A 26,965-nucleotide genomic window follows, 5' to 3' on the forward strand; every position below is an offset into this window, starting at 1 on the left:
GTTCCAGGCCAATGCGTGGATCTTGCATTGGGCGTTTCACCCACGGGCATGAATGTCTTACAGGATATTTGAGTAATCCGCTTCGATCAGGTGCAGGTGCAGGTGCAGGTTTCAGATTTCAAGCCCAGCCCAGGCCCAGGGCTTAGGTGACGGAGCTAAATGCGATGTACGTCTATCCGCAGCATAGGCCACGACATAAGCCACGACACACGACCGTAGGAGCCGGCTTGCTGGCGAACGCGTCAGTGGAGTCAATATCTGCGCAGCTGACCCTACGCCTTCGCCAGCAAGCCGGCTCTTACAGGTTTCAGGCCAATGCGTGGATCTTGCATTGGTCGTTTCGCCCACAGGCATGAACGCTTCACAGGATATTCGAGTAATCCGCTTCGATCCGGTCCAGGCTGAGGTGATTGAGGAAGTTGGAGAAACACATCCAGGCCGAGAGCGCGTTCATGTCGCGGAACTGGTCAGGCAGATATTTGGGCGGCACCACCAGGCCTTCGTCCACCAGCTGGCGCAACGTGCGCATGTCTTCCAGCGTGGTCTTGCCGCAGAACAACAGCGGCACTTGCTCCAGCTTGCCCTTGCGCACGGCAAGCTGGATGTAGTTGTAGACCATGATGAAGCCCTTGAGGTAGGACAAATCCTTGGTAAATGGCAGACCGGTAGGCACCGAGCCGCGGAACACACGACTGGCGTTGCCGTAGCTTTCCGACATGCCGAAGCCCTGCTCGCGGTAGAAGTCGAACACCTGCAGAAAGTCCGCCCCCTCCTCGGCCATATGAATCGCCCGGGTGCGGTTGGTCAGTTTGCGCAGGCGGCTTGGGTAGGAGGCAAAACCGATGATCTCCATGAGAATCGCCAGCCCTTCCTGAGTCACTGTCGACGAGGGCGGCCCCTTGGACAGGAAGGTACAGATCGGCTGGTTCTGGCCGTTGAGCGTGGTGCCTACGTGTACCAGCCCTTCGTGGACCTCAAGGGCGCGCACGTCACGTTCGTTGAACATCGCATCGCTGCGGATCTTGATGTAATCCGCCCCCGCCGCAGCGTCGGCCACGATGCCGTCGGACTCGAACACCCGGATCGTCTCCTCCGCCTCGCCAAACGTGCGATTGAGCCGAGTCTGCAGCATGGCGACGGCGTCTTTGGCCGTCAGCACTTTCGGCTCATCCTTGAGATCGCCACGCCCGGCAATGTTGTTCAGGTAATCCGACAGCATCATGCCCAGATCCGACAGCGTCGGGTCCCCCGCATGAAACGCATCGGAAGCGGCGCCGTAGAGCTCCTGGGAGATCAGGCCGAAGTCAGGGGTGCCACGCGCTTCGAGCATGCGGATGACCATCCGGTACTCCTTGCACATGCGGCGCATGATTTGCCCGACCGGATTGAACTGGCCGAGTTGACGCGTGATGTCGCGTTCAATGTTCTGGAATTCCAGCTTCACCGCGCCCGAGTCAAAGCCCAGCGGGCGATTTTCGTAGTAGGCGCGATCGACTTCAGGCATGTGCTTGCCTTTGCCGTCGAGGAAGGTTTTGCGGACGTTGTCATCCCACTTCACGGCATCAAGAACCCGGATCGGGGTCTGCGCCAACACGATACGATCGGACAACGTGCGAATAGTCTGTTGGTATTCGTCCACCCGGAACCCCTTATTGAACCTTTGCGCTATTTGGTCATGCGCTGATATTGAGCCGCTTTGAGAAAGACGTCGGAATTGGCCGGGTCATCAAGGTAGGCGAAGACTTTGTCCATCGAACTGGAGATCAGCATGCCATCGCCCTTCACCGTATCGACGCGCTCGCCATCGAGAACCTTCTGCTCGACCAGCTGCTGAAATCGCTCCAGGTCGAGGTCATAGACCACCAGTTCGTCAGCGCCGTTCTCGTTGTCCATCAGATCGAAACCGGCGATGACGTAATTGGCCCCGTATTTGGCAGGTAGCGCCGCGGACACGTACCAGCGGCTGCCATGGCGCGACACAGTGAAGACGTACTCGTCGCGGTGCTTGCGGTCGCCTTTGCGGTAGCTCACCGCCTTGTAGCGCTCGGGACCGGCGCGGCTGATTTCCAACTCGAGTGGCTCGCCCCACGCGTTTTTGCTGCTCCAGGTGCCGAGCAATTTGGGCGGGGCAGTGGTGCTGAGCGGGATCGGGTCCTTGAAAGTCACCAGGCATCCGCTCAACAGCACGAACGACATGGCGAGCAACACGCTCCAGACTTTCATCGGGTTCTCCTTGAGGTATCAGCCAGCCATCGGCTTGGCAGTGCCCAGTACCAGATGCATCTGGCGAGTAAGAATAGCGAGCATTTCTTCGTCGGCGTCGGGTTGAGGTCCACTGAGCAGGCCCTGATATTCCATCCGGCAGATGAGCCCCGTCAACACTTGAGCATCCAGCTGTGGCTGAAGCGAGCCCATGACCTCGAGAAACTGGGCACTGCCTTGCAGCAATATCTGCTGGTGGGCACTTACCAGTGGCGCCAAACGCGGGTTGATCAGGGCTTCAAGACGGAATGCGTGCTCTGCAATGAGCTGGTCGCGGCGGGTCAGCAATTGATGGCGCACGTACTCCATGGTCATCCGGGCTATTTCGTCCGCCAGACGCGCGCGGGCTTCTGCGCTGCCGTCGTTGCGGGCAACCATCTCGCGCAGCAACGCCTCGGTGCTGGTCCACAACTTGGCCATGTAGGCGGCGCTGCGCTCGACGTATTGAGCGAAGGCATCGGTGAGCAGGTCATCGATGTCCTTGAAGTAATAGGTGGTCGCAGACAGCGGGACCTGCGCCTCGGCCGCCACCGCACGATGCCGCACCGCCCGCACGCCATCGCGGATGAGAATGCGCATGGCAGCATCCAGAATCTGCTGGCGACGCTGCTCGCTGCCCTCTCGACTCGCCTTGCGGCCCTGATACCGAACACTTTGTGCGACGGCCGTGGCCATGCCAGCGGCTCCCTTTTGAGGGGTCATGCGGTTCACGACGGGGTTTCCTTTTTTGAATCATTCAACATACATCACCTGACGTCGGCGCCTGAACCGACGCCTTCGCGGGCAAGCGCGCTCCTACAATCGACCGCGGCCCATACTCAATCGCGTGCGGCGCGATTCCCGCAATGCGGGTGATCCCCTGTAGGAGCGCGCGTGCCCGCGAAGCTGTTGATTGGCGGTGCGAGCGCCTGATCGCAACGCTTCTGATCTGATGCAGGAACGCGCTTACTCGCCACATTCTTTGCGGCGGGCCTGCCTTCTGTATCTGATCAGGCAAAAAAAAGCCGCCCTGCACAGGCGGCTTGTTTTAACGCTTAGGCTTGCGGCCGCATGTGCGGGAACAGGATGACATCGCGTATGGACGGCGAGTTGGTCAGCAACATGACCAGACGGTCGATGCCGATACCCTCGCCCGCTGTCGGCGGCATGCCGTACTCCAGCGCGCGAACGAAGTCGGCGTCGTAGTGCATGGCTTCGTCGTCGCCGGCGTCCTTGTCGGCCACCTGCGCCATGAAGCGCTCGGCCTGATCTTCCGCGTCATTGAGCTCGGAATAGGCGTTGGCGATCTCGCGACCACCAATGAACAACTCGAAGCGGTCAGTGACGTTCGGGTTTTCATCGTTGCGACGGGCCAGCGGCGAGACTTCGAACGGGTACTGAGTGATGAAGTGTGGCTGCTCCAGCTTGTGCTCGACCAACTCCTCGAAAATCATCACTTGCAGCTTGCCCAGACCTTCGAAGCCCAGCACCTTGGCGCCGGCTTTCTTGGCGATGGCACGCGCCTTGTCGATGTCGTTCAGGTCATCGGCGGTCAGCTCAGGGTTGTACTTGAGGATAGAGTCGAACACCGACAGACGAACGAACGGTTCGCCGAAGTGGAAGACCTTGTCGCCGTATGGAACGTCGGTGCTGCCGAGCACCAACTGCGCCAGCTCGCGGAACAGCTCCTCGGTCAGGTCCATGTTGTCTTCGTAATCGGCATAGGCCTGGTAGAACTCGAGCATGGTGAACTCGGGGTTGTGCCGGGTCGAGACGCCTTCGTTACGGAAGTTGCGGTTGATCTCGAACACTTTTTCGAAACCGCCTACCACCAGACGCTTGAGGTACAGCTCAGGCGCGATGCGCAGGAACATTTCCAGGTCCAGCGCGTTGTGGTGCGTCTCGAACGGCTTGGCTGCAGCGCCGCCGGGAATGGTCTGCAACATCGGCGTTTCGACTTCGAGGAAGTCGCGCTTCATCAGGAAGCTGCGGATGTGGGCAATGACTTTCGAGCGAACGCGGAAGGTTTCGCGCACATCTTCGTTGACGATCAAGTCGACGTAACGCTGGCGATAACGCTGCTCGGTATCGACCAGGCCGTGATGCTTGTCCGGCAACGGACGCAGGGATTTGGTCAGCAGGCGCACGCTGGTCATTTCGACATAAAGGTCGCCCTTGCCGGAACGGGCCAGGGTGCCTTCGGCGGCAATAATATCGCCCATGTCCCAGGTTTTGACCGAGGCCAGGGTTTCTTCCGGAAGCGTCTTGCGGTTGACGTAGACCTGGATGCGTCCGGTCATGTCCTGAATCACCATGAACGAGCCACGGTTGAGCATGATGCGCCCGGCAACCTTAACCGGAATCGCCGCTTCAGCCAGCTCTTCCCTGGTTTTGTCCGCGTATTGTTGCTGCAGGTCGTTGCAGTAGTTTTCGCGACGGAAGTCGTTCGGGAAGGCATTGCCTTTGGCGCGCTCGGCCGCAAGCTTTTCCTTGCGCAGGGCGATCAGGCTGTTTTCTTCCTGTTGCTGGGCTTGCGGGTCGAGTTGTTGGTCGCTCATGTCTTGATTATCCATCACAGGTTCGTGGCCCTTCGTCTGGCCGGGAAGCGCGACGAAGGATCGCGGGCGGCGACGTCGTGAGGACGCGCCCGACCCGCAACAGTGGTGTGGCGATTACAGGCCCTGTTTAAGGCTCGCGATCAGGTATTCGTCGATGTCACCATCGAGCACCTTGTCGCAATCGCTGCGTTCGACGCTGGTGCGCAGGTCCTTGATACGCGAAGCATCAAGCACGTACGAACGGATCTGGTGACCCCAGCCGATGTCCGACTTGGTGTCTTCCAGCGCTTGCGAAGCCGCGTTGCGCTTCTGCACTTCCTGCTCGTACAAGCGCGCCCGCAACATCTTCATCGCGGTGTCTTTGTTGGCGTGCTGGGAGCGCTCGTTTTGGCAACTGACCACGGTGTTGGTCGGAACGTGGGTGATCCGGACCGCCGAGTCGGTGGTGTTAACGTGCTGACCACCGGCGCCCGAGGAGCGGTAGGTGTCGATGCGCAGGTCCGACGGGTTGATGTCGATTTCGATGTTGTCATCGATTTCCGGCGACACGAACACGGCCGAGAACGAGGTGTGGCGACGGTTGCCGGAGTCGAACGGGCTCTTGCGGACCAGACGGTGAACGCCGATTTCGGTGCGCAGCCAGCCGAACGCGTATTCGCCCTTGATGTGGACCGTGGCACCCTTGATACCGGCGACTTCACCGGCCGACAGTTCCATGATGGTGGCGTCGAAGCCACGCTTGTCAGCCCAGCGCAGGTACATGCGCAGCAGGATGTTCGCCCAGTCCTGGGCTTCGGTACCGCCGGAGCCGGCCTGGATGTCAAGGTAGGCGTTGTTCTGGTCCATTTCGCCGCTGAACATGCGGCGGAATTCCAGCTTCTCCAGCGACTCGCGCAGACGCTCGACTTCAGCGGCCACGTCGTCGACAGCGGCCTGGTCTTCTTCTTCGGCGGACATGAGCAGCAGGTCTTTGGCGTCTGCCAGACCGGAGCTCATTTCGTCGAGGGTGTCGACGATCTGCGCCAGCAGCGAACGCTCGCGGCCCAGCTCCTGGGCGTAAGACGGGTTGTTCCAGACGTTTGGATCTTCGAGCTCGCGGTTAACTTCGGTCAGACGATCATGCTTTTGATCGTAGTCAAAGATACCCCCGAATGGTTTCGGAGCGCTCGGAGAGGTCCTTGATGCTGTTTAGGATCGGGTTGATTTCCATGGTAGGCAGCACTCGCAGGCGATTTTCACAAAGCCGGCGAGTATAGCGCAGCCACACCTGCGATGGCAGTCCGTTGGGCAGGGTCAGCAAACGGCGCGGGAGGGAGAAGCGCCCCGCAAAGGAGCGCTGCGCCGTATTCACTGACCTCTCGAAATCCAGGGAGCGAACGTCAGGGTAAAAGTATTGGACGCTGGAACAGGAGGGGAGCCGAGTTCATCAGGTTCATACAGGAAGAACTTATAGGTCCCTGCGTTAAACAATAATGTTGACGTTTCCCACTGATCAACTCCTTCGCCGAGGGACAGCGCCTGTCCAAAAACAAACCCCTCGAATACCACGGCCAGGCAGTAGTCCCTCGCCAGACCATTGCCAGACCATTCCAACACCGGAGACGAGGTCGTCCCTCCATCGGGAACTGGTTCTCTCTCTTCACCGGTAACACAGTCAATGCTGGGCTTCATCTCCATTTCGTCCATCTTGAGTTCCTTTCACAAGCGCGAAACTGCAGAAGCGGCAGCGTGCAGAGTGGCTGGCTCCAGCCACCCTGCACCACCGCAGGAGAACTACTTTCGGGTCACCTTGAACGAGGTCCCGACTGGTTCATCGTTGTCGTCAGTGTCGATCAGATAAAACTCATACTTGCCCGGTGAACCCAGATTGGTGGGCGCGTTCCAGGTACCGCCAGTGGAATTTGCTGGTGGCCCGAACGGTACCGAAGAGACCTTACCGTCCGCTCCTTTACTCATCAAAAAATACCTTTTCGGGTCACCGATGCCACTCAACTTTATGACATGCTTTTTAGTGCTATCGCCGTTCGGTATCTCGGTTTCCGAATCGCCTTCAGTGACTCGGGTGATGCCAGGTTTCTGAGCCATTTCCTGATTCCTTCCATGTATAGGTGGGCTGCTGGACGCCATCCATTGCGCGGAAAGCCGTCAGCCAAAACCACTGTCCTGGTCAGGCGAGCGCCTGATGTTCGCGGATTGTGGTTGGAGGAGTATGCGCGCGAGTGCGCGGCGGGGAACCTGTCACATGTGACAGTCGGCCGTTGTCCGCTGGACCTCGGAGGGATGAGTGCAGGTAAAGGCAATCAGGCCCGGTCTATCATCGTCAACCTATCCTCGAACCTTGCCAGGCGCAGCCGGCGAGAAAACACCGCTTGCGCCGGACTACCCCACCGCCACCTGATTGCGTCCATTGTGCTTGGCCGCATACAGCCCTTGATCCGCGCTCTGAATCAACTGCCTGCTGTGGCTGCCCACCTGCGGCACAACGGTTGCCAAGCCAATGCTGACCGTCAGGCTGGAGCCCTGGCTGGGGGCGATGTGGGGGATGTTCATGCTGGCGATGGATTGGCGCAGTTTTTCTGCCAGCAGACGTGCCCCGCCTGGCGAAGTATTGGGCAGCACGAGGGCAAATTCTTCGCCGCCATAACGGGCCGGGAGGTCGGACGGACGGCTGGAGTTGGCGCGGATGGCCTTGGCGACCTGACGCAGCGCTTCATCCCCTTCGAGATGCCCAAACGCATCGTTGTAGGCCTTGAAGTAATCCACGTCGATCATCAACAGCGACAGCTGCGTCTGTTCGCGAATGGAGCGGCGCCACTCAAGTTCCAGGTATTCGTCGAAGTGTCGGCGGTTGGACAGCCCGGTCAGGCCGTCGGAATTCATCAGGCGCTGCAACACCAGGTTGGTGTCCAGCAGCTGCTGCTGGCTGACGCGCAATGCACGGTAGGCCTCATCGCGCTGCAGCAGGGTCATGTAGGAGCGCGAATGATAACGGATGCGCGCCACCAGCTCGATGTTGTCGGGCAGCTTGACCAGATAGTCATTGGCGCCGGCCGCAAAAGCGGCGCTCTTGATCAGGGGATCTTCCTTGGTCGAGAGCACGATGATCGGGATGTCACGGGTCTTGGGATTGGCGCGGTACTCGCGCACCAGGGTCAAACCATCCAGACCGGGCATGACCAGGTCCTGAAGGATCACTGTCGGCTTGATGAGGATCGCCTGGGCAATCGCCTGATGCGGGTCTGCGCAAAAATGAAAGTCGATGTTTTCCTGATGCGCCAGCCCGCGCCGGACAGCCTCGCCGATCATGGCCTGATCGTCGACGAGCAACACCATGGCAGCGTTTTCATCCGTGGCGTTCAGATCGTCCAGTTGCAAATCATGCATGCAGGGTCTCCTGGTCACAGGCGGGCTGTGAAGTCACCTGGAAATTCATTGGGTGAATACCTCTTTCAAGCGAGGTGCGATCGAGTCCAGTGAGCGAATTTCCATGGCAGCGTCGATGGCGGCCGCCGCTTTGGGCATGCCGTACACCGCACAACTTTCCTGATTCTGGGCGATGGTCAGAAACCCCCGCTGACGCATCAGCTTGAGTCCCTGCGCGCCATCTCGGCCCATGCCGGTCAACAAAACACCCACTGCGTCACCATTCCAATAGCGGGCCACACTTTCGAAAAACACGTCGATGGAGGGCCTGTAAATTTCGTTAACCGGCTCTGCGGTGTACGCCAGCGTGCCGTTCTTGAGCAGACGAATATGGTGGTTGGTGCCCGCCAGGAGCACCGTCCCCGCTTGGGGGGGCTCGCCGTCGCGCGCCAGCCTGACCTCAAGCCCCGAAGAACTTGTCAGCCATTGCGCCATCCCCTCGGCGAATACCTGGTCCACGTGCTGCACCAGCACGATCGCGGCCGGAAAACCCTTCGGCAGCGCCTTGAGCAGTATTTCCAGCGCCGCCGGCCCGCCAGCCGATGAGCCGATAGCGATCAACCGTTGACGCTGCGCCGAATCGCGCACCGGTGGCGGCGCCGGGCGAGCCCGCGTGTCTCGCTCGCCAATGAGCCAGCCTATATTAAGAATCTTGCGCAACAAAGGTGCGGCTGCATCCTTGGGATTGCCAGCACCCAGGGCGGGCGTGTCGACCACATCCAGCGCGCCGTGGCCCATGGCCTCGAACACACGGTGGACATTTTGCTCGCGGTCCACGGTAACGATGACGATCGCACACGGCGTCGCCGCCATGATACGTCGAGTCGCCTCCACGCCGTCCATCACCGGCATGATCAGGTCCATCAATATCAGATCGGGCGTCAACTCGGCGCAGCGCTCGACCGCCTCGGCGCCGTTGCCCGCGACCCACGCTATCTGGTGCGCCGGCTCGAAAGCCAGCGCACGGCGCAATGCTTCTACGGCCATGGGCATGTCGTTGACGATGGCGATCTTCATCCCTGCGCATCTCCTATCAACTCCACGACTGCATCGAGCAGCGCGTCGTCATGAAAACTGGCCTTGGCCAGGTAGTAATCGGCGCCGGCGTCCAGGCCGCGTCGGCGGTCTTGCTCACGGTCCTTGTACGACACCACCATCACCGGCAGCGATTGCAGACGGCTGTCGCGACGCACCAGCGTCACCAACTCGATGCCGTCCATGCGCGGCATGTCGATGTCGGTGATAAGCAAGTCGAAATCCTCGCCACGCAGGGCATTCCAGCCGTCCATGCCATCGACGGCCACAGCGACTTCATAGCCACGGCTGGCCAGCAATTTACGCTCCAGCTCGCGAACGGTCAGCGAGTCGTCGACCACCAGCACCCGTTTGCGCGCACGAGTATCCGCCTGACGATTGCGCCGATCAATGCGTTCGAGGCGGCCGGTGTTGAGCAGCTTCTCCACCGACCGCAGCATGTCTTCGACATCGATGATCAGCACCGCCGAGCCATCGTCGAGCAATGCGCCAGCGGAGATGTCCTGAACCTTGCCCAACCGTGGATCGAGGGGCAGGACAACGAGGGTGCGCTCGCCGATAAAGCGTTCAACGGCGACGCCATATACCGCTTCGCGCTCGCGGATGACCACCACCTTGAGCACGTCTTCGCTGTGCTGGCTGGCCGGACGGTTGAGCAACTGGCTGGCGGCAACCAGACCGACGTGGCGGTCCTCGTGCCAGAAATGCTGTCGTCCTTCCAGTTGCACGATTTCATCGGCGCGCACATCCCGCATGCGCTCGATGTGTGCCAGCGGAAAGGCATACGCCTCGCCGCCGACTTCTACGACCAGGCTGCGCACCACTGAGAGCGTCAGCGGCACTTCCAGGTGAAAACGGCTACCCTGCCCGGCCCGTTGATCCAGTTCAACACCGCCGCGCAGCTGCCGGACCATGTGCTGGACGGCGTCGAGCCCGACGCCTCGACCGGACACCTCGGTGACCTGGTCGCGCATGCTGAAACCGGGAAGGAAGAGAAAGCTCAGCAGTTCCTCTTCGCTCAACTGTGCCGCGGTTTCGGCTGGCGACAGCTTGCGCTGGATGATGTTCTGGCGCAGGCGTTCCAGGTCCACACCCGCGCCGTCGTCAATCAGCTCGACCACCAACAGACCCGCCTGATGCGAAGCCTTGAGCCGAATCAACCCTTCGGCAGGCTTGCCGCACGCCATGCGTTGGGCAGGCAATTCGATGCCGTGGTCGACAGCATTGCGCAACAGGTGAGTCAGCGGCGCTTCGAGCTTTTCCAGCACGTCGCGATCGACTTGAGTTTTCTCACCCTCGATTTCCAGACGGACTTGCTTGCCCAGCGAGCGGCCCAGGTCCCGCACCATGCGCGCCTGCCCCGCCAGCACGTCAGCAAACGGCCGCATGCGGCAGGCCAGTGCGGTGTCATAAAGCAGTTGCGCGCGTTGCGAGGCTTGCCACCCGAACTCGTCGAGGTCGGCCGTCTGTTGGATCAGCAAATGCTGCGCTTCCCCCAGCAAACGCCGTGCTTCATCGAGGGCTTTTTGCGCGTCGGGATCGGCATGGGCGCCAAGCAGCGCTTCGAGGCTGTCCAGCGCGCGGGTGGCGCCGGTCTGCGTGCGTTTGACCCGCTGCATCGCCGTCAGATAAGGCTTCAGGCGCTGAGTTTCGACCAGCGACTTGCTCGACAGGTCGAGCAGGTTGTTCAAGCGTTCCGCAGTGACGCGCAGGACCCGTTCGCCGGTCTCTGCCACGCGTCGCTCGCCCGGCTTGTCCAGTTTGAGACCGGGGTCGGCCACAGCCTCGGCGACGTGGCTGGCGATGACGATGGCCTGCTCTTCGGCGGCCAAATCCTGGGCAGACTGCAGCGAGGTGACCAGCGATTGCGCATTGGCCAGCAGGATGTCTTCCAGCGATGGCGACGCAGGCGGCAGGAGCACGGTTTTGGAAGCGGTGTCGGCGCTGACCATGTTATTCATCAGCGCCACATAGCCGTCGATGTCCGCCTGAGGGACGTTGGCCGCTGGCGTGGCGATGCGCATCAACAAGTCAGTGCCCATCAGCAACGCGTCGATGTGCTCGGGCAACAGGAGCAGCCGCCCTTCTTGCGCACCAACCAGACAATCCTCCATGACGTGGGAAACGCTGACACCCGCGTCGACCCCGACAATACGCGCCGCTCCCTTGAGCGAATGGGCGGCGCGCATGCACGCCTCCAACTGATCGGCCTGGGTCGGGTTGCGCTCCAGCGCCAGCAGGCCGGTGCTGAGCACCTGAGTCTGGGCTTCCGCTTCCAGAGTAAAGAGTTCGAACAACGACGCGTCGCGCATCTGATCGGGCGTCATGTCAGGCTCCGGTTAACCGCCGACAACAGCTGGTCTTCATCGAGCAGGCGCAAGCTGCGGCTTTTCCATTGCACGACTCCGCGGGTGAAGCGCGCATTGCTGTTTTGCGCGGGCGCCGAGGCGCTGTCCAGCAGGCGCGCCTCGATCGCGTGAATGCCGTCGACCTCATCGACCGGCACCACGACCGGGCCGCCGTCAGCCAAGACGATCAACATGCGCGGCAGCGTTCGCGAATCGCCAGCGGGAACCACGGAAGGGTCGAGCCCCAGCAGTTCGACGAACGACAGGCACGCCACCAGGGCGCCACGCACATTGGCGACGCCCAGCAAGGCGCGCGAACGCTGGTGCGGAAGCGAGTGAATGGCTTGCACGGGCGAGACCTCCACCAGGCAGCGGGTTGGCAGGCCGAGCCACTCCTCACCCAGACGAAACACCACCGTGGAGCGGGTTTCGACATCGATGATCAGCGCTTCGCTGTGGACCGAGACGCGGTGCTCTTGCGCCAGGGAATAGCGGTCAAGCAGCCGCGTTGCCGCCGCTGAATAGACGGAGCAATTGCGGCAATGGATATGCTCGACAAGCAGCGGGCAGGAGCGGTCCCCGTGAATACCGATGCGGTTCCAGCAGTCGTCGATGGCCTCGGCGCTGCTGCTGACCAGCTCTGTGTGCGGCTGAGTCATGGGTTGCGTCCCTCTTTGCCGACACCCCGTGCCGCGCGCGCCTGCAGGCGTTGGGCCCCGGCGCTGTCACCCTGGGCGGCGAGCAATGCCGACATCTGCGCCAGGGTTTCCGGGTGCTGCGGTTCCAGGTAGAGCGCCTTGCGATAAAACCCTAGCGCCGCGCCGGTATCACCCGCCACTTCACTGAGCAGACCCAGCCAGTAAAACACCGGCGCAACGGGGTCGTGGCGCTTGAGGTACTGCTCGCAGGCTGCTTTGGCCTCGCTGCTGCGGCCTTCGTTGGCAAGGGCCGCGATACGGCGTATCAGCTCCGCAGCTTCGGTGTTACTGGCATTCGGCGGGAGAACCGCTCCGGCGGAGGGCTTCAGCGCGGCCCTGCGGTCCTCCATGCGAGCAGGGACAGTCAAGGATCTCGGCGCAAAGGGTTGCGCAGGCGCAGCGCGGTAGTGAGAGCCCGACGCAGCGCCACGCATTGGCGAGTCGCTGCGCTGCGGCGACACGGGTGGAGCAGGCGTAAATAGGTAGGGGTCGGCCGCTACGTCGCGCCGACGGAAAGCAAAGGACTGGGCGATGCCGATCGACACCATGCCCATGCGCCCAAGCAGGCTACCTTCGGCGGGGCCGATAAACAGGACGCCGTCGTCGCGTGTCATTTTTTTGAGCACCTCGAAACCCTGGCGCTGAGTCTCGAGGTCAAAGTAGATCAGCAAGTTGCGGCAGAACACGAAGTCGTACGCCGACTGGGCCACGGCCAAGGTCGGGTCGAGCAGATTGCCGGACTGGAAGCGGACCTGTTCACGCACCCGGTCTTGCAGGCGGTAGCCGTCATCGGCCGCACTGAAGTAGCGCTCACGAAAGCCCAGCTGATCGCCACGAAACGAGTTTTTGCCATACACGCCGTTGAGTGCGCGCTGGATGGACAACGGGCTGATATCCACGGCCTCCACACTGAATTGCGGCGCGCGCAAACCGGCATCAAACAACGCCATGGCGATCGAATACGGCTCCTCACCGGTGGAACACGGCAAGCTGAGGATGCGCAGAGGGCGAACACCCTTGAGCTGAGCCAGCCGCGCGTTGGCGAGCTTGCCCAGTGTCGCGAAGGATTCCGGGTACCGGAAGAACCAGGTCTCGGGGACGATCACCGCTTCAATCAGCGCCTGCTGCTCTTCGGCCGACGTCAGCAGCGTCTGCCAATAGTCGTCAGCGTCCCGCGCTTTTGACAACGTGCAGCGCTGGCGCACCGCGCGCTCGACAATCGCCTCGCCCACCGACGCAACGTCCAGCCCCATGCGGTCCTTGAGAAAAGCAAAAAAGCGCGCGTCGCTGCTCATGGCATCGCCTCGATCGGGCCAAGGCAGATGGGGCGTTCGGGAAACAGCAATTCGCGCACGGCGTCGCTGAGCAAGTCCTGCACGCGGATCCACTGCAGCAGGCCGTGTTCATCCTCACGCACCGGCCCCAGATACGGCGCCTGCGGGTTATCCAGCCCGTATGCCTTGAACTCGTGGGGCGAGCAACGCAACGTGTCGGTCGCCTGTTCAAGGATCAGACCCAGCCACTGCACGGGACGATCACCGCCGAGACGATAGTGGACCAGCACCAGCCGTGTACTGGTGCGCGCCTGCGCAGAATGGCCAAACGTCAGCGCACTGAGGTCGATGACCGGCACAATGGTGCCGCGGTGCGCAAACACCCCGGCAACCCACTGCGGCGCCTGCGCGATAGGCTTAAGCACCAGGCGCGGCAGCACCTCGGCGACTTCTGTCGCTTCCAGCGCATACCGCTCGGCGCCGATCCGGAACAGCAGAAACAGCTTGTTCTTCGGCAATATGGCGGCGCTGCGCCTGGCTGAGTGCTCAATCATGGGCCTGACTCAGACTTTGAATCGCGAAACGCCGCTGCGCAGGCCGACTGCCACCTGACTCAGCTCGTCGATGGCGAAACTGGCCTGGCGCAGGGATTCAACGGTCTGACTGCTGGCATCACCCAACTGCACCAGCGCCTGATTGATCTGCTCAGCGCCGGTGGCCTGGGCCTGCATGCCCTCGTTGACCATCAACACCCGCGGCGCGAGCGCCTGCACCTGATGGATGATCTGCGAAAGCTGCTCGCCGACCTGGGTCACTTCATACATGCCGCGGCGCACTTCCTCGGAAAACTTGTCCATGCCCATGACCCCGGCCGACACCGCCGACTGGATCTCGCGGACCATTTGCTCGATGTCATAGGTGGCCACGGCGGTCTGGTCTGCCAGACGCCGAACCTCGGTCGCGACCACAGCAAAGCCTCGGCCGTACTCGCCGGCCTTTTCGGCCTCGATGGCGGCATTGAGCGACAACAGGTTGGTTTGGTCAGCGACTTTGACGATGGTCACGACCACTTGATTGATGTTGCCGGCCTTCTCGTTGAGGATCGCCAGCTTGGAATTGACCAGATCGGCCGCGCCCATGACCGAGTGCATGGTTTCCTCCATGCGCGCCAGGCCTTGCTGACCGGAGCCGGCCAGAACCGAAGCCTGGTCCGCCGCCGATGTCACTTCGGTCATCGTGCGCACCAGATCCCGGGACGTCGCGGCGATTTCACGTGAGGTCGCGCCAATTTCCGTGGTGGTCGCCGCCGTCTCGGTGGCGGTGGCCTGTTGCTGCTTGGACGTGGCGGCGATCTCGGTGACCGAGGTGGTCACCTGAACCGAAGAGCGCTGCGCCTGGGACACCAGCGCGGCGAGCTCGGCCACCATGTCGTTGAAGCCGGTCTGCACGGTGCCGAACTCATCGTTGCGGTCCAGCGCCAGCCGGGTACTCAAGTCGCCGGTGCGCATGGTGTCGAGGATTTTCACGATGCGGTCCATTGGCGCGAGAATCGCACGCATCAACAAACCACCGCAGGCAGCGGCTGCCAGTAGGGCAATGACCAGAGAAATGCCGAGGGTAATCTTGGCGCTGGACACCGCTGTCTGTATGGCGTCCGACGCCTTGTCGGCAGCCATCTTGTTCTTGGCGCCGAGTGCATTCAGCACCTTGCGGCCCTCGGCCCACATCGGGGTCAATTGCTCGGAAAAAATCCGCTGCGCCAGCGCGTAGTTGTCGCCCTGATAGGCCGCGAGCACGCCGTTGAGCACCAGCTGATAGCGCTCGCGCAATTGCAGAAACTGCTCGAAATCGGTGCGATCCGACTCGTCAAAGATGCTCTTCTGGTAGTTGACGATCTGCGCCTGCAGGCGATCTTCGAATTCCTTGTACTGGTCTTCTTCGGCGCTGGTCAGATCACGACCAACGCCCTCAGCCAGCAAATGCTGGGTACTGACATAGCTTTCGACCCAGGCGCTGCGCACCGTGCTGCTGTAAAAGACGCCAGGCAGCGCATCGAGCCGCACGGCGTCGCCGCTGTTCTCGATCACCAGCAGGCGATTGAACGCCACGACCACCATCAACAGCATGATGGCGATGATGACAGCGAAGCTCGCCAAAATTCGTTGACGCAACGTCCAGTTCTTCACAGTCAGCCCTCAAGGGTTCAACGCCGGCATGACCGGGTTCAAGAAGCGGACCGACGAACGGTCCAAAGCGAGCGGGAGTATAGCTTAGTGCCCTGTTATTGATCGGGCTGTTTCCGACGTGGAAAGCGCCATAACGCACAGCCAAAAAGGAAGTGTCTGACACACTATCGGCTGTGGTTGGAGTTGCTTGATGGTGGCAATGCGGATGTGGGCGAGGGACGTCGGTGAGGACAGTGCCCGGAGACGGGATAACGCGGCCGGGACCCACGGCGGGCTTTCGGGGCGCAGGGTAGTCGGGATAATCGGGATAATCGGGATAATCGGGATAATCGGGATAATCGGGATAGTCGGGACGGTCGGGGCAGACCTCAGTCATGCATAGAAGGCTGCCCGACGATCCTGCTGGTGGCGGGGGATTTTTAGCGGGGTGCCCAGCGCCATGGGCTAGAGGCTTGGGGGCTGCGCCTGACGAACCTGGTGTTCAAGTTCAGTCTTCAAGGCCGGATCGAGCTTCAACTGCTTGGCGAGCTCGTCCAGATACGCGCGCTCCATAAAATGCTCTTCGTCGACCATCATCACGCTGGCCAGGTACATCTCGGCGGCAATTTCCGGTGTCTGCGCCGCTCGGGCGACGTCGATCGGGTCCAGCGGTTTGTTCAGTTCAGCGCTCAGCCATTGCTGCAGCTCGTTGTCACCGGTGATGCGCGTGAATTCGCCTTCGATCAGCGCGCGTTCACGCTCATCGACATGACCGTCGGCTTTGGCCGCTGCCACCAGAGCCCGCAGAATGGCTTCGCTGTGTTGTTCAACCTGGGCCGGTGGCACACGATCCACTGTCTGCGGCTCGACCGGCTGCGCGACGCCCTGACTGGCCTGCCAATTACCGTAGGCCTTGTAAGCCAGCACGCCCAACGCGGCGAGGCCGCCATAGGTCAGCGCTTTGCCGCCCATTTTTCGGGCGCCTTTGTTACCCATCAGCAAGCCCATCGCGCCGGCCGCCAATGCACCACCGCCGGCACCCGAAAGCAGACCGCCAAGACCGCCCGATTGACTGCCTGAATGCTTGCCTGACAGCCCGCCACCGAGCTTACCCAGCAAATCTCCCAGACCGCCCTGCCCGCTTTTGTCGCTGCGGGTATGAGCGCCAGCCTTGTTTTGCAGCAGGTCCTGGCCGGATTTCAACAATTGATCAAGTAGACCGCGAGTGTTCATGACTGCACCTTCAGAAGTGGGACTGACGATTCGACCCGCAGGTTAAGACGAAGGCACACGCGCTCGCGGGATGGTTTGCTTCTGAATGTTGCAATGACGGCTCGGCGCGAGGGCGCATAAGCATCGCGTACACCCACCAACGTGCCCCACGGGCGCGATATTTGCTGCGGGACATTTGTGATGCCTGCAACTGGGCACTACGCTCTGCACCATCTAGCACTGCCCAAAAAACCACGAAGAGGCAAGCCAACCATGTCCGTGTACAAGACCGCGATTCTCAGCGCCGCTATTGCCGCTCTACTGACCAGCGGCGCGGTGCAGGCCGCTGAAGCGCTTAAAGCAGTGGGCGATGGCGAGGGGCAACTGGATATCGTGGCCTGGCCCGGCTACATCGAGCGCGGGGAAAGCGACAAGGCCTACGACTGGGTGACCGGCTTCGAGCAAGAGACTGGCTGCAAGGTCAACGTCAAGACCGCCGCAACGTCGGATGAAATGGTCAGCCTGATGACCAAGGGCGGATATGACCTGGTCACGGCATCGGGCGACGCGTCACTGCGCCTGATCGCCGGCAAGCGCGTGCAGCCCATTGACCCTGCCTTGATCCCGAACTGGAAAAACCTCGACCCTCGGCTGAGAGACGGCCCCTGGTACACGGTCGAGAAGAAAACCTATGGCACTCCGTACCAGTGGGGCCCGAACGTATTGATGTACAACACCGAGGTGTTCAAGACGCCGCCGGTCAGCTGGAGTGTGGTCTTCGAAGCGCAGGACTTGCCGGATGGCAAACCGAACAAGGGCCGGATACAGGCGTATGACGGGCCGATCTACATCGCCGACGCCGCGCTGTACCTCAAGACCGCAAAACCCGAGCTGAACATTGTGGACCCCTACCAGCTCACCGAAACCCAGTACCAGGCCGTGCTCGACCTGCTGCGCCTCCAGCACCCTCTTGTGCACCGCTACTGGCATGACGCAACGGTACAAATGAGCGATGTAAAGAACGAGGGCGTGGCGGCGTCGAGTTCGTGGGGCTACATGGTCAACGGCCTGGTGGCCGACAAGCAGCCTGTCGCCTCGACCATCCCGCAGGAAGGCGCCACCGGCTGGGCCGACACGACGATGTTGCACGCTGACGCTCAACACCCCAATTGCGCCTATAAGTGGATGGACTGGTCGCTGCAACCGAAGGTGCAGGGCGACGTCGCCGCGTGGTTCGGTTCCTTGCCGGTGGTACCGGATGCGTGCAAGGGCAACGCACTGCTGGGCGCCGAAGGCTGTGAAACCAACGGCTTTGACCTGTTCGACAAAATCGCCTTCTGGAAGACCCCGCAGTCAGAGGGTGGCAAGTACGTCCCTTACAGTCGCTGGACTCAGGATTACATTGCGATCATGGGCGGGCGGTAGCCACCATGCCCCACGCAGTCCAGTTTCTCCAGGTCTCGCGGCTGTTCGGTGAGACGGCAGCCGTTGACGGCGTTTCCATCGACATCGAGGACGGCGAATTCTTTTCGATGCTCGGTCCCTCAGGCTCAGGCAAAACCACCTGTCTGCGCCTGATTGCAGGATTCGAACAACCCAGTGCCGGGTCGATCCGCATCCATGGCAAAGAAGCCGCCGGGCTGCCGCCGTATCAGCGCGACGTCAACACGGTGTTTCAGGACTACGCGCTGTTCCCGCACATGAACGTGCAAGACAACGTCGCCTATGGACTGAAAGTCAAAGGCGTCGGCAAGGCGGAGCGAATCAAGCGCGCCGACGAAGCGCTGAGCATGGTTGCCCTTGAGGGCTACGGCGCACGCAAGCCGGTGCAGCTCTCGGGCGGACAGCGCCAGCGAGTGGCGCTGGCCCGAGCGCTGGTCAATCGTCCCCGCGTGCTGCTGCTTGACGAGCCTCTTGGCGCCCTGGACCTGAAGCTGCGCGAACAGATGCAAAGCGAGCTGAAAAAACTGCAGCGTCAGCTGGGCATCACCTTCATCTTCGTCACTCACGACCAGACGGAGGCCCTGTCGATGTCGGACCGCGTCGCTGTATTCAACAAGGGTCGCATCGAGCAGGTGGACACGCCGCGCAATCTGTACCTGAAACCGGCCACTGCCTTCGTCGCGGAATTCGTCGGCACCTCCAACGTCGTGCGCGGCGAACTGGCGCAAGCACTGAGCGGCAGCGCGGGCGCGTTCTCGATTCGACCCGAACACATCCGTTTCGCCGACGGCGCCATGGCCGGTGCCGACATTCAGGTCAGCGGCATACTGCATGACATCCAGTATCAAGGCAGTTCGACGCGCTACGAGCTGAAACTGGACAACGGTCAGACGCTGAGCGTCAGCCAGGCCAACGACCAATGGCTGGACACCGCCCTGCCCTGGCTGCCAGGACAAAAGGCCACGGTCGGCTGGGCTCGCCAGGCGATGGTTGCGCTGCGTGACGAGCCAGGCGCGGCGATCGGTGAAGCCAAGCCCGAGGCGCCTTGAGATGGGTCAGCCGTTTCCTCCCTCGACACCCGCAGACAGGCAATCGCTGGTCAGGATTTTTTCCAACCTGCTGTATCGACGCCCGAATCTATACCTGTCGCTGTTGCTGATTCCACCGCTGCTGTGGTTTGGCGCAATCTACCTGGGCTCGCTGCTGGGGCTGCTGTGGCAGGGCTTTTACACGTTCGATGATTTCAGCATGACGGTCACGCCGGACCTGACCCTGACGAACTTCGGCGCGTTGTTTAATCCAGCCAATTTCGACGTCATCCAACGCACCCTGACCATGGCCATTGCGGTTTCCATCGCCAGCGCTGTGGTCGCCTTCCCCATCGCTTACTACATGGCGCGCTATACCAGCGGAAAAACCAAAGCGTTTTTTTACATTGCCGTGATGATGCCGATGTGGGCCAGTTACATCGTCAAAGCCTATGCCTGGACGCTGTTGCTGGCCAAAGGCGGCGTGGCGCAGTGGTTCGTGCAGCACATGGGCCTGGCGCCGCTGCTGCAGTGGACGCTGAGCGTGCCGGGCGTTGGCGGAAGCACCTTGTCCACCTCGCACCTGGGTCGATTTCTGGTATTCGTCTATATCTGGCTGCCGTTCATGATTCTGCCGATACAGGCGTCGCTCGAGCGTCTGCCGCCTTCTTTGCTGCAGGCCTCAGCCGACCTTGGTGCTCGACCCCGGCAGACGTTCATGCAGGTGATTTTGCCCCTGTCTGTGCCGGGTATAGCGGCAGGCTCGATCTTCACGTTTTCCCTGACGCTGGGGGATTTCATCGTGCCGCAACTGGTGGGCCCGCCCGGGTATTTCATTGGCAGCATGGTCTACGCCCAGCAAGGGGCGATCGGCAACCTGCCCATGGCGGCCGCCTTCACACTGGTGCCCATCGTGCTGATCGCGGTGTATCTGTCCATCGTCAGGCGTCTGGGGGCATTCGATGCACTCTGAAAAACCATCATGGGGTCTGAAGATTGCCGCGTGGGGCGGGTTGTTGTTTTTGCACTTTCCGATCCTGGTCATCTTCCTCTACGCGTTTAACACCGAGGACGCTGCGTTCAGCTTCCCCCCCAGGGGCTTTACACTGAAATGGATCGGCGTGGCGTTCGCCCGCACAGACGTGCTCGAATCGATCAAGCTGTCGTTGCAGATTGCCTGTCTGGCCACGTTGATTGCGCTGGTGCTCGGTACGCTGGCCTCTGCGGCGCTTTATCGACGAGACTTCTTCGGCAAGGACGGGATTTCGCTGATGCTGATTCTGCCCATCGCCTTGCCCGGCATCATCACCGGGCTGGCCCTGCTGTCAGCATTCAAGGCGCTCGGGATTGAGCCGGGGATGTTCACGATCGTCGTCGGCCACGCCACTTTCTGCGTGGTGATCGTCTACAACAACGTCATCGCCCGCCTGCGCCGCACGTCCCAAAGCCTGATCGAAGCGTCGATGGACCTTGGCGCCGATGGCTGGCAGACCTTTCGTTACATCATCCTGCCCAATCTGAGCTCGGCCCTGCTGGCCGGCGGCATGCTGGCGTTCGCCCTGTCGTTCGACGAAATCATCGTCACCACGTTCACCGCCGGCCACGAGCGCACCCTGCCGCTCTGGCTGCTCAACCAGCTCAGCCGCCCACGGGACGTTCCGGTGACCAACGTCGTGGCAATGCTTGTGATGATGGTGACGATGCTGCCGATCCTCGGCGCGTATTACCTGACTCGGGGTGGGGAGAGTGTGGCGGGCAGTGGGGGGAAGTGAAGGCATCGAATGATTTCAGAACGCTGGTGGCAACCTTTCACCGCCCGCATCCGGATAAGGAGGCGAAGCCCTACCAGGTTCGAGACGCGCGAGTATTCCTTGAGCACGCAGGAGTTACCCCATGAACATCATGAGTTACAAAGGCTACTCGGCCCGGATCAATTACAGCGATGAGGACGGCCTGTTCGTGGGTCATGTTGCGGGTATCAAAGACGTGATTGGCTTTCACGGCCAGTCGGTACAGGAGCTTCGCGCAGCGTTCGAGGAGGCAGTAGACGATTATCTGGACGTCTGCAAACGCTTGGGGCGCGAACCTCAAAAAACCTATTCCGGGAAACTGAGCTTACGGCTGGAGCCTGAGCTGCATGCAAGCGTTGCCTCACAAGCTGAACTGGCTCACAAGAGCATCAACCAATGGGTCAGTGACCTGCTACGGCAGGCCCTCTGACCCTATATTTGTCAACGAATAGCCTGTACAGGTACCCCGAGATTGCGCCTCAATCGCGCAGATCCGACTCATGAATCGGCTGGTCGCGGTGCGTTGCGCGCTGGTATTGCGCAGGCCATGTGGCTTGCCGTCCGCCCAGATGCTCATCGGCGCGCAGCGGCCAGTACGGATCGCGGAGCAATTCGCGAGCCAGGAAAATCAGGTCGGCCTGTCCCGTGCGAAGAATGGTGTCGGCCTGGGTGGGTTCAGTGATCATCCCCACTGCGCCGGAGGGTATATCGGCCTCCTTGCGCACACGGCCGGCGAATTCGGTCTGATAGCCCGGGCCCACTGGAATCTCGGCTTTGGGGGCCGAGCCACCGGAAGAGACATCCATCAGATCGACGCCCAGCGCTTTCAAACGCTTGGCCAACTCGACGGTTTCATCGGCGTTCCAGCCACCTTCCACCCAGTCTGTGGCCGAGACGCGCACGAACAACGGCAGGTCTGCGGGCCAGACTTCGCGCACGGCTTTGGTGATTTCAAGGGTTAGACGAATGCGATTTTCGAACGAGCCACCGTATTGATCCTGACGCTGGTTGCTCAGCGGCGACAGGAACTGGTGCAGCAGATAACCATGGGCAGCGTGGATTTCGACCACTTTGAAACCTGCGGTCAAGGCACGTTTGGCAGCATCGACGAAGGCTTTGATGATGTCCTTGATCTGGGCTTCATCCAGCGGCGTAGGCACGGTGTAGGTCGGGTCGAAAGCGATCTCCGAGGGGCCCCAGGTCGACCAGCCGCCCTGGTCGGCCGGGATGGCGCCGCTCTGGCTCACCCACGGACGCCATGTGCTGGCCTTGCGCCCGGCGTGGGACAGCTGAATGCCGGCCACCGCGCCCTGGGCGTTTATGAACCGAGTGATGCGCTGAAGCGGCTCGATTTGCTCGTCGTTCCAGAGGCCGAGGTCTTCCGGGGTAATCCGCCCATCCTGGGTGACTGCCGCCGCTTCGGTGAAAATCAGCCCGGCACCGCCGACCGCGCGGCTGCCCAGATGGACCAGATGCCAGTCATTGGCCAGGCCGTCGGCGCAGGAGTACTGACACATCGGTGAAACCACAATGCGGTTGCGCAGCGTCAGTTGGCGAAGGGTATAGGGTTCAAGCAGCAGGCTCATGGGGACCTCTCAGGTTGTGTGGCAGGTTCCTCAACTGGCGAACCTTGTGCCTAGTCGACAACCCGGGAGAAGCGAGGGTTCACTCGCATCCCGGCTGAAGCCAGCCCGGCCGAGTCGACGCTGCCCTGTGGGACCGGCTTCAGCCGGGAAGGCGTCAGTTGTCACGCTGCGCAATTGAGGGTGTTCAAACGGGCCTCTTCCCGGCTGAAGCCGATCCCACCAAAGCACCGCATTCACCTGTGGGACCGGCTTTAGCCGGGAAGGCGTCAGGTATCACGCTGCGCAATTGAGGGTGTTCAAACGGGCCTCTTCCCGGCTGAAGCCGTTCCCACTAAAGCACCGCGTTCACCTGTGGGACCGGCTTTAGCCGGGAAGGCGTCAGATGTCACGCTGCGCAATTGAGGGTGTTCAAACGGGCCTCTTCCCGGCTGAAGCCGTTCCCACCAAAGCACCGCACTCACCTGTGGGACCGGCTTTAGCCGGGAAGGCGTCAGATGTCACGCTGCGCAATCGAGAGTGTTCAAACGGGCCTCTTCCCGGCTGAAGCCGGTCACACTAAAGCACCGCACTCACCTGTGGGACCGGCTTTAGCCGGGAAGGCGTCAGATGTTTCATCGAACCGTTTCAGGGGTTAACGCGCTGAAAGATGCACCACCATCAGCTGCACGGTTTCATTGCCGCGAAACTCGTTCAGGTCCAGTTTGTATGCCAGCTCGACCCAGCGCACGGTTGGATTGGGCCACACGTCGCGATCCACGCTGAACGCGATGCCTTCAAGCTTGACGCTGCCGCATTCGGTCTTGAGTACCATCTTTAAATGGCGCTCGCCGACGACACGCTGCTCGACCAGCTGGAACACACCATGGAACAACGGTTCGGGAAAATGCTGTCCCCACGGGCCGGCGTTGCGCAGCGCCCGGGCAAGCTCAAGATGAAACTCCTCCACCGCCAGAGTGCCGTCGGACAATAACCGGCCGGTCAGGTCTTCTTCATTGAGCTGGCGGCGCACCTCATCGTCAAACGCTTGGGCAAACGCCGGGAAGTTTTCTTCCGGTAGCGACAACCCGGCCGCCATGGCGTGGCCACCAAATTTACTGATCAGTTCGGGATGCTGCGCCGCCACGGCGTCGAGTGCGTCACGGATGTGAAACCCCGGCACCGAGCGCGCCGAACCTTTGAGCACCCCTTCGCCCGCACTGGCGAACGCGATGGTCGGGCGGTGGTACCGCTCTTTCATGCGCGATGCCAGAATTCCGATCACGCCCTGATGCCACTCCGGCTCGAACAGGCACAGCCCGAACGGCATGGATTCCAGTGGCAGGTCCTTGAGTTGCGCAAGCGCCTCGCGCTGCATGCCCTGCTCGATGGATTTGCGGTCCTGATTAAGCTCATCCAGGCGCACGGCCATCTCCCGGGCCGATGCTTCGTCATCGCACAGCAGGCATTCGATGCCCAGGCTCATGTCGTCCAGACGCCCGGCTGCGTTCAGGCGCGGGCCGATGATGAACCCCAGGTCAGTAGAGGTGATGCGTGACGCCTCGCGACGGGCCACATCGAGAATGGCGCGCAGCCCGGGGCGTGCACGTCCGGCCCGGATGCGCATCAGTCCCTGATGCACGAGGATGCGGTTGTTGGCGTCCAGCGGCACGACGTCAGCCACGCTGCCCAGCGCGACCAGGTCCAGCAACTCGCCCAGATTGGGCTGGGCACGGCCATTGGCCTCGAACCAGCCGGTGTCGCGAAGCCGCGCACGCAAGGCCATCAACACATAGAAAATCACGCCGACGCCCGCCAGCGATTTGCTGGGGAAGGTGCAGCCGGGCTGGTTTGGATTGACGATAGCGTCGGCCGCCGGCAATTCATGGCCAGGCAAGTGATGGTCAGTGACCAGCACCTGCAACCCTGCCGCCTTGGCCGCCGCGACGCCCTCAACGCTTGAGATTCCGTTGTCGACGGTCATCAGCAAATCGGGCTGACGCTCAAGGGCGACCTGCACGATCTCCGGCGTCAGACCGTAGCCAAACTCGAACCGATTGGGCACCAGATATTCCACATGAGCCGCGCCCAGCAGGCGCAGCCCCAATACACCGACCGTGCTGGCTGTCGCCCCGTCAGCGTCGAAGTCGCCCACGATGAGGATGCGCTGACGCTGCTGCAACGCGGTCACCAGCAAATCGACCGCCGCATCAATTCCCTTGAGCTGTTGATACGGGATCAACCGGGCCAGCCCCTTGTCGAGCTCCGCCTCCGACGCTACGCCGCGCGCAGCATATAAACGGGTGAGCAAGGGTGGCAGGTCGCCAAGAAAAGGAAGGGTGTCAGGTAACTCGCGTGGTTCGATGCGCATTCAGGTTCCGCTGGGATTTCTCGTTGGGGCTGTTCGGTATGGCGATGCCGGGGCCTGGATCAGCCTCGCTCGCCCGCCAGCCACTGCAATTGCACTTCGTGCTGGCCGCGATCATCGGTCACGAAAATCGTGCCTTCGCTGATCATCACGTCCCACTTGATCACTCGCGGCATGTCTTTGGACAAAACTTCCAGAGCGTCTTGCGGGACCGAGGCGATATTGACGTTCTTCAATGTCTTGATCGCTGGCACCACTTTACCTTCCCACACGCGCAGGCTGCCGTACGCCAGCAGACTGGTGCGCTCGGTGCGCCGCGAGCACCACGTCAGACGATCGGCGTCGGGTTGGCCAACCTCGATCCAGTGAAGCACGCGGTCGTCCAGGCTTTTTTCCCACAGCGCGGGTTCGTCGACGTCCGACAGACCACGGCCAAACGACAGGTGCTCGTTGTACCAGAAGGCGTAGGCCAGCAGGCGCACGGTCATGCGCTCTTCGGTCTCCGAAGGGTGACGGGCGATGGTCTGCTTGACGTTTTCGTAGACCCCGCGATCAAGATCGGTGAGGTTGAGTTCGAACTTGTAGGTCGTGGACGGCTGGGCCATGAACGGGCTTCTAGAGAGACAGGAAAGGCGGCAAGTCTACCCGATGCCGGCTCGTTGAACGACCGAACTCGATGAGCGATACGCGCAGCCCTTGCAAACGAGAGCTGACGCACAGCGTGGGTGATGCTTTACTCAAGGCCGCTTGACCTGTGTTAAACAAGTGAAGCACAACGCCGATACCCTGCTGCGAGACACTGTCGATGAGGATCAACGCATCTGCGGCTGTTCATGACTGCTGTACTTCCGCGCCCGCCAGGTGCAGTAACGACGGACGGATAGCCGGTCGGATTTTTCGGGATTTACCTCAACGGATGGTCAACGCTCCCATGCCTGTCAGCGGTTATCGAGTGCGTGTCTTACTGATCGCAACCCTGCTCGCATGGCTCCCCGGCCCGGCGCACGCCCGCGATACACTGATCTGGCTGTTGCGCGATTTTCCGCCGCTGACCATATTTACCGGCCCATTGGCCGGTCAGGGCGCCATCGACAAGCTCATGCCCGAGCTGACGGCGAGGATGCCCGAGTACGATCATCAGATCATGCACGTCAACCGGGCGCGTGGAACCCAGATGCTCAACGATCCCACGGTGTTCGCCTGCGATCCCACCCTACTGTGGACGCCGGAGCGCGACAGAACCATGCTCTTCTCCATCCCCTCCTATGCCACCCCCAGCAACGGCGTCACCATCGAGCGCCATCAGCGAGCGCTGTTCGCACCTTTCATCGACGCTGACGGCCGCCTGGACCTCGGTGCATTACTGGCCAGCGACAGCGTCGATGTCGGCATTGTCGGAGAGCGCAGCTATGGCTCCGTCATCGACAAGGTATTGCGCGAGACGACCCGTCCCAAACGTCTGATCCTGCACTACGGCAACACGGCGGTGGGCAGCATGCTGGAAATGGAGCGCCTGGACCGTTTTCAAGCCATCATCAGCTATTGGCCGGAAGCCCGTTTTCATGCTCAGGCGCGAGGCATTCCTCTTGAGGATCTGGAGTTTTTGCCCGTCAAAGGCGTGCCTAAATACCAGTTTGCTCACATTGCCTGTTCGAAGACCGAAAAGGGCCGCGCGGCAATGGAAATCATCAACAGGGAGATGCGCGTGCTGCGCGTGACGCGTTTGATAGATTTTTACGCGGAATGGATGGCGAAGAAGGAAGAATACCTGCACGACGCTCAGTCATTCTTCGACGAGCCGCAAAACTGAACCGGCCATG

The 26,965-nt window shown here is 61.3% G+C and carries 24 protein-coding genes and 1 pseudogene; 7 read left to right on the top strand and 18 right to left on the bottom strand.

The window, feature by feature from the left end; genetic code table 11:
- Positions 1–361 precede the first annotated feature (361 nt).
- From LT42_RS11155 to LT42_RS11235, 15 genes are all read right to left on the bottom strand, one after another.
- Positions 362–1,639, bottom strand: coding sequence for a flavohemoglobin expression-modulating QEGLA motif protein (locus LT42_RS11155; RefSeq protein ID WP_037012374.1), 1,278 nt, complete (start codon positions 1,637–1,639; stop codon positions 362–364).
- A gap of 26 nt (positions 1,640–1,665) precedes the next feature.
- On the bottom strand, positions 1,666–2,223 hold the full coding sequence (locus LT42_RS11160) for a hypothetical protein (RefSeq protein WP_037012377.1): 558 nt from the start codon (positions 2,221–2,223) through the stop codon (positions 1,666–1,668).
- Positions 2,224–2,241: 18 nt separating this feature from the next.
- Entirely contained in the window at positions 2,242–2,964 is a 723-nt protein-coding gene (locus LT42_RS11165; RefSeq protein WP_037013254.1) for a TetR/AcrR family transcriptional regulator, read from the bottom strand.
- Positions 2,965–3,296: 332 nt separating this feature from the next.
- On the bottom strand, positions 3,297–4,799 hold the full coding sequence (gene lysS, locus LT42_RS11170) for a lysine--tRNA ligase (RefSeq protein ID WP_037013255.1): 1,503 nt from the start codon (positions 4,797–4,799) through the stop codon (positions 3,297–3,299).
- 114 nt (positions 4,800–4,913) lie between these two features.
- Positions 4,914–6,009 (bottom strand): peptide chain release factor 2 gene (gene prfB / locus LT42_RS25710; RefSeq protein WP_152597626.1). Its coding sequence is split into 2 segments (ribosomal slippage): positions 4,914–5,936 and positions 5,938–6,009, totalling 1,095 coding nucleotides; the frame shifts between segments, so codons are not numbered across the junction.
- 137 nt (positions 6,010–6,146) lie between these two features.
- On the bottom strand, positions 6,147–6,485 hold the full coding sequence (locus LT42_RS11185) for a hypothetical protein (RefSeq protein ID WP_037012386.1): 339 nt from the start codon (positions 6,483–6,485) through the stop codon (positions 6,147–6,149).
- A gap of 87 nt (positions 6,486–6,572) precedes the next feature.
- Positions 6,573–6,884 carry a hypothetical protein gene (locus LT42_RS11190; RefSeq protein WP_037012388.1) on the bottom strand — a complete coding sequence of 104 codons (312 nt, stop codon included), beginning with the start codon at positions 6,882–6,884 and terminating at the stop codon, positions 6,573–6,575.
- 294 nt (positions 6,885–7,178) lie between these two features.
- Positions 7,179–8,183 (bottom strand): response regulator, encoded by a 1,005-nt coding sequence (locus tag LT42_RS11195; protein ID WP_037012391.1) that lies wholly within the window; start codon positions 8,181–8,183, stop codon positions 7,179–7,181.
- Between the two features lie 45 nt (positions 8,184–8,228).
- Positions 8,229–9,239: a chemotaxis response regulator protein-glutamate methylesterase gene (gene cheB, locus LT42_RS11200; RefSeq protein WP_037012394.1), complete on the bottom strand. Its 1,011-nt coding sequence runs from the start codon at positions 9,237–9,239 to the stop codon at positions 8,229–8,231.
- Positions 9,236–11,584 carry a hybrid sensor histidine kinase/response regulator gene (locus LT42_RS11205; RefSeq protein WP_037012396.1) on the bottom strand — a complete coding sequence of 783 codons (2,349 nt, stop codon included), beginning with the start codon at positions 11,582–11,584 and terminating at the stop codon, positions 9,236–9,238. Before LT42_RS11205 ends, cheB begins: the two co-directional genes overlap by 4 nt.
- A complete protein-coding gene (locus LT42_RS11210) occupies positions 11,581–12,264 on the bottom strand; it encodes a chemotaxis protein CheW (protein WP_037012399.1) in 684 nt (227 codons plus the stop codon). Before LT42_RS11210 ends, LT42_RS11205 begins: the two co-directional genes overlap by 4 nt.
- Positions 12,261–13,598, bottom strand: a complete 1,338-nt coding sequence (locus tag LT42_RS11215) for a CheR family methyltransferase (protein WP_037012401.1) — start codon at positions 13,596–13,598, stop codon at positions 12,261–12,263. The genes LT42_RS11210 and LT42_RS11215 overlap by 4 nt, the downstream gene beginning before the upstream one ends.
- The gene (locus tag LT42_RS11220; protein ID WP_037012403.1) at positions 13,595–14,131 is read right to left on the bottom strand and encodes a chemotaxis protein CheW; all 537 of its coding nucleotides are present in this window, start codon (positions 14,129–14,131) and stop codon (positions 13,595–13,597) included. Before LT42_RS11220 ends, LT42_RS11215 begins: the two co-directional genes overlap by 4 nt.
- Positions 14,132–14,140: 9 nt before the next feature.
- Positions 14,141–15,763, bottom strand: coding sequence for a methyl-accepting chemotaxis protein (locus LT42_RS11225; protein ID WP_037012405.1), 1,623 nt, complete (start codon positions 15,761–15,763; stop codon positions 14,141–14,143).
- 444 nt (positions 15,764–16,207) lie between these two features.
- Positions 16,208–16,975: a tellurite resistance TerB family protein gene (locus LT42_RS11235; protein ID WP_037012411.1), complete on the bottom strand. Its 768-nt coding sequence runs from the start codon at positions 16,973–16,975 to the stop codon at positions 16,208–16,210.
- Between the two features lie 252 nt (positions 16,976–17,227).
- On the opposite strand from LT42_RS11235, the gene ydcS reads away from it, so the two are divergent.
- From ydcS to LT42_RS11260, 6 genes and pseudogenes are all read left to right on the top strand, one after another.
- Complete coding sequence (gene ydcS, locus LT42_RS11240; protein ID WP_037012413.1) at positions 17,228–18,379, top strand: putative ABC transporter substrate-binding protein YdcS; 1,152 nt, start codon at positions 17,228–17,230, stop codon at positions 18,377–18,379.
- Between the two features lie 5 nt (positions 18,380–18,384).
- Positions 18,385–19,446, top strand: a complete 1,062-nt coding sequence (locus LT42_RS11245; protein ID WP_037012416.1) for an ABC transporter ATP-binding protein — start codon at positions 18,385–18,387, stop codon at positions 19,444–19,446.
- Position 19,447: 1 nt separating this feature from the next.
- Positions 19,448–20,398 (top strand): ABC transporter permease, encoded by a 951-nt coding sequence (locus tag LT42_RS11250; RefSeq protein ID WP_037012418.1) that lies wholly within the window; start codon positions 19,448–19,450, stop codon positions 20,396–20,398.
- Positions 20,388–21,197, top strand: coding sequence for an ABC transporter permease (locus LT42_RS11255; protein ID WP_037012420.1), 810 nt, complete (start codon positions 20,388–20,390; stop codon positions 21,195–21,197). The genes LT42_RS11250 and LT42_RS11255 overlap by 11 nt, the downstream gene beginning before the upstream one ends.
- Before the next feature lie 26 nt (positions 21,198–21,223).
- A pseudogene (locus LT42_RS26245) lies at positions 21,224–21,322 on the top strand (type II toxin-antitoxin system HicA family toxin); the annotation flags it as partial.
- Positions 21,319–21,645: a type II toxin-antitoxin system HicB family antitoxin gene (locus LT42_RS11260; RefSeq protein WP_037012422.1), complete on the top strand. Its 327-nt coding sequence runs from the start codon at positions 21,319–21,321 to the stop codon at positions 21,643–21,645. The pseudogene LT42_RS26245 and the gene LT42_RS11260, both read left to right, overlap by 4 nt.
- Before the next feature lie 49 nt (positions 21,646–21,694).
- Here LT42_RS11260 and LT42_RS11265 read toward each other — a convergent pair whose 3' ends face one another.
- The 3 genes from LT42_RS11265 to LT42_RS11275 all read right to left on the bottom strand — a co-directional run bounded on the left by LT42_RS11265 (position 21,695) and on the right by LT42_RS11275 (position 25,750).
- The gene (locus LT42_RS11265) at positions 21,695–22,801 is read right to left on the bottom strand and encodes an NADH:flavin oxidoreductase/NADH oxidase (RefSeq protein ID WP_037012424.1); all 1,107 of its coding nucleotides are present in this window, start codon (positions 22,799–22,801) and stop codon (positions 21,695–21,697) included.
- 631 nt (positions 22,802–23,432) lie between these two features.
- Positions 23,433–25,148, bottom strand: a complete 1,716-nt coding sequence (gene recJ / locus LT42_RS11270) for a single-stranded-DNA-specific exonuclease RecJ (RefSeq protein WP_037012426.1) — start codon at positions 25,146–25,148, stop codon at positions 23,433–23,435.
- 59 nt (positions 25,149–25,207) lie between these two features.
- On the bottom strand, positions 25,208–25,750 hold the full coding sequence (locus LT42_RS11275; RefSeq protein ID WP_037012427.1) for a YaeQ family protein: 543 nt from the start codon (positions 25,748–25,750) through the stop codon (positions 25,208–25,210).
- Positions 25,751–26,109: 359 nt separating this feature from the next.
- Between LT42_RS11275 and LT42_RS11280 the strand changes: the two genes are divergently transcribed.
- The gene (locus tag LT42_RS11280) at positions 26,110–26,955 is read left to right on the top strand and encodes a TIGR02285 family protein (RefSeq protein ID WP_037013257.1); all 846 of its coding nucleotides are present in this window, start codon (positions 26,110–26,112) and stop codon (positions 26,953–26,955) included.
- The last annotated feature ends 10 nt before the right edge of the window (positions 26,956–26,965 follow it).

This window comes from Pseudomonas lutea, assembly GCF_000759445.1.
Classification (GTDB): Bacteria; Pseudomonadota; Gammaproteobacteria; order Pseudomonadales; family Pseudomonadaceae; genus Aquipseudomonas; species Aquipseudomonas lutea.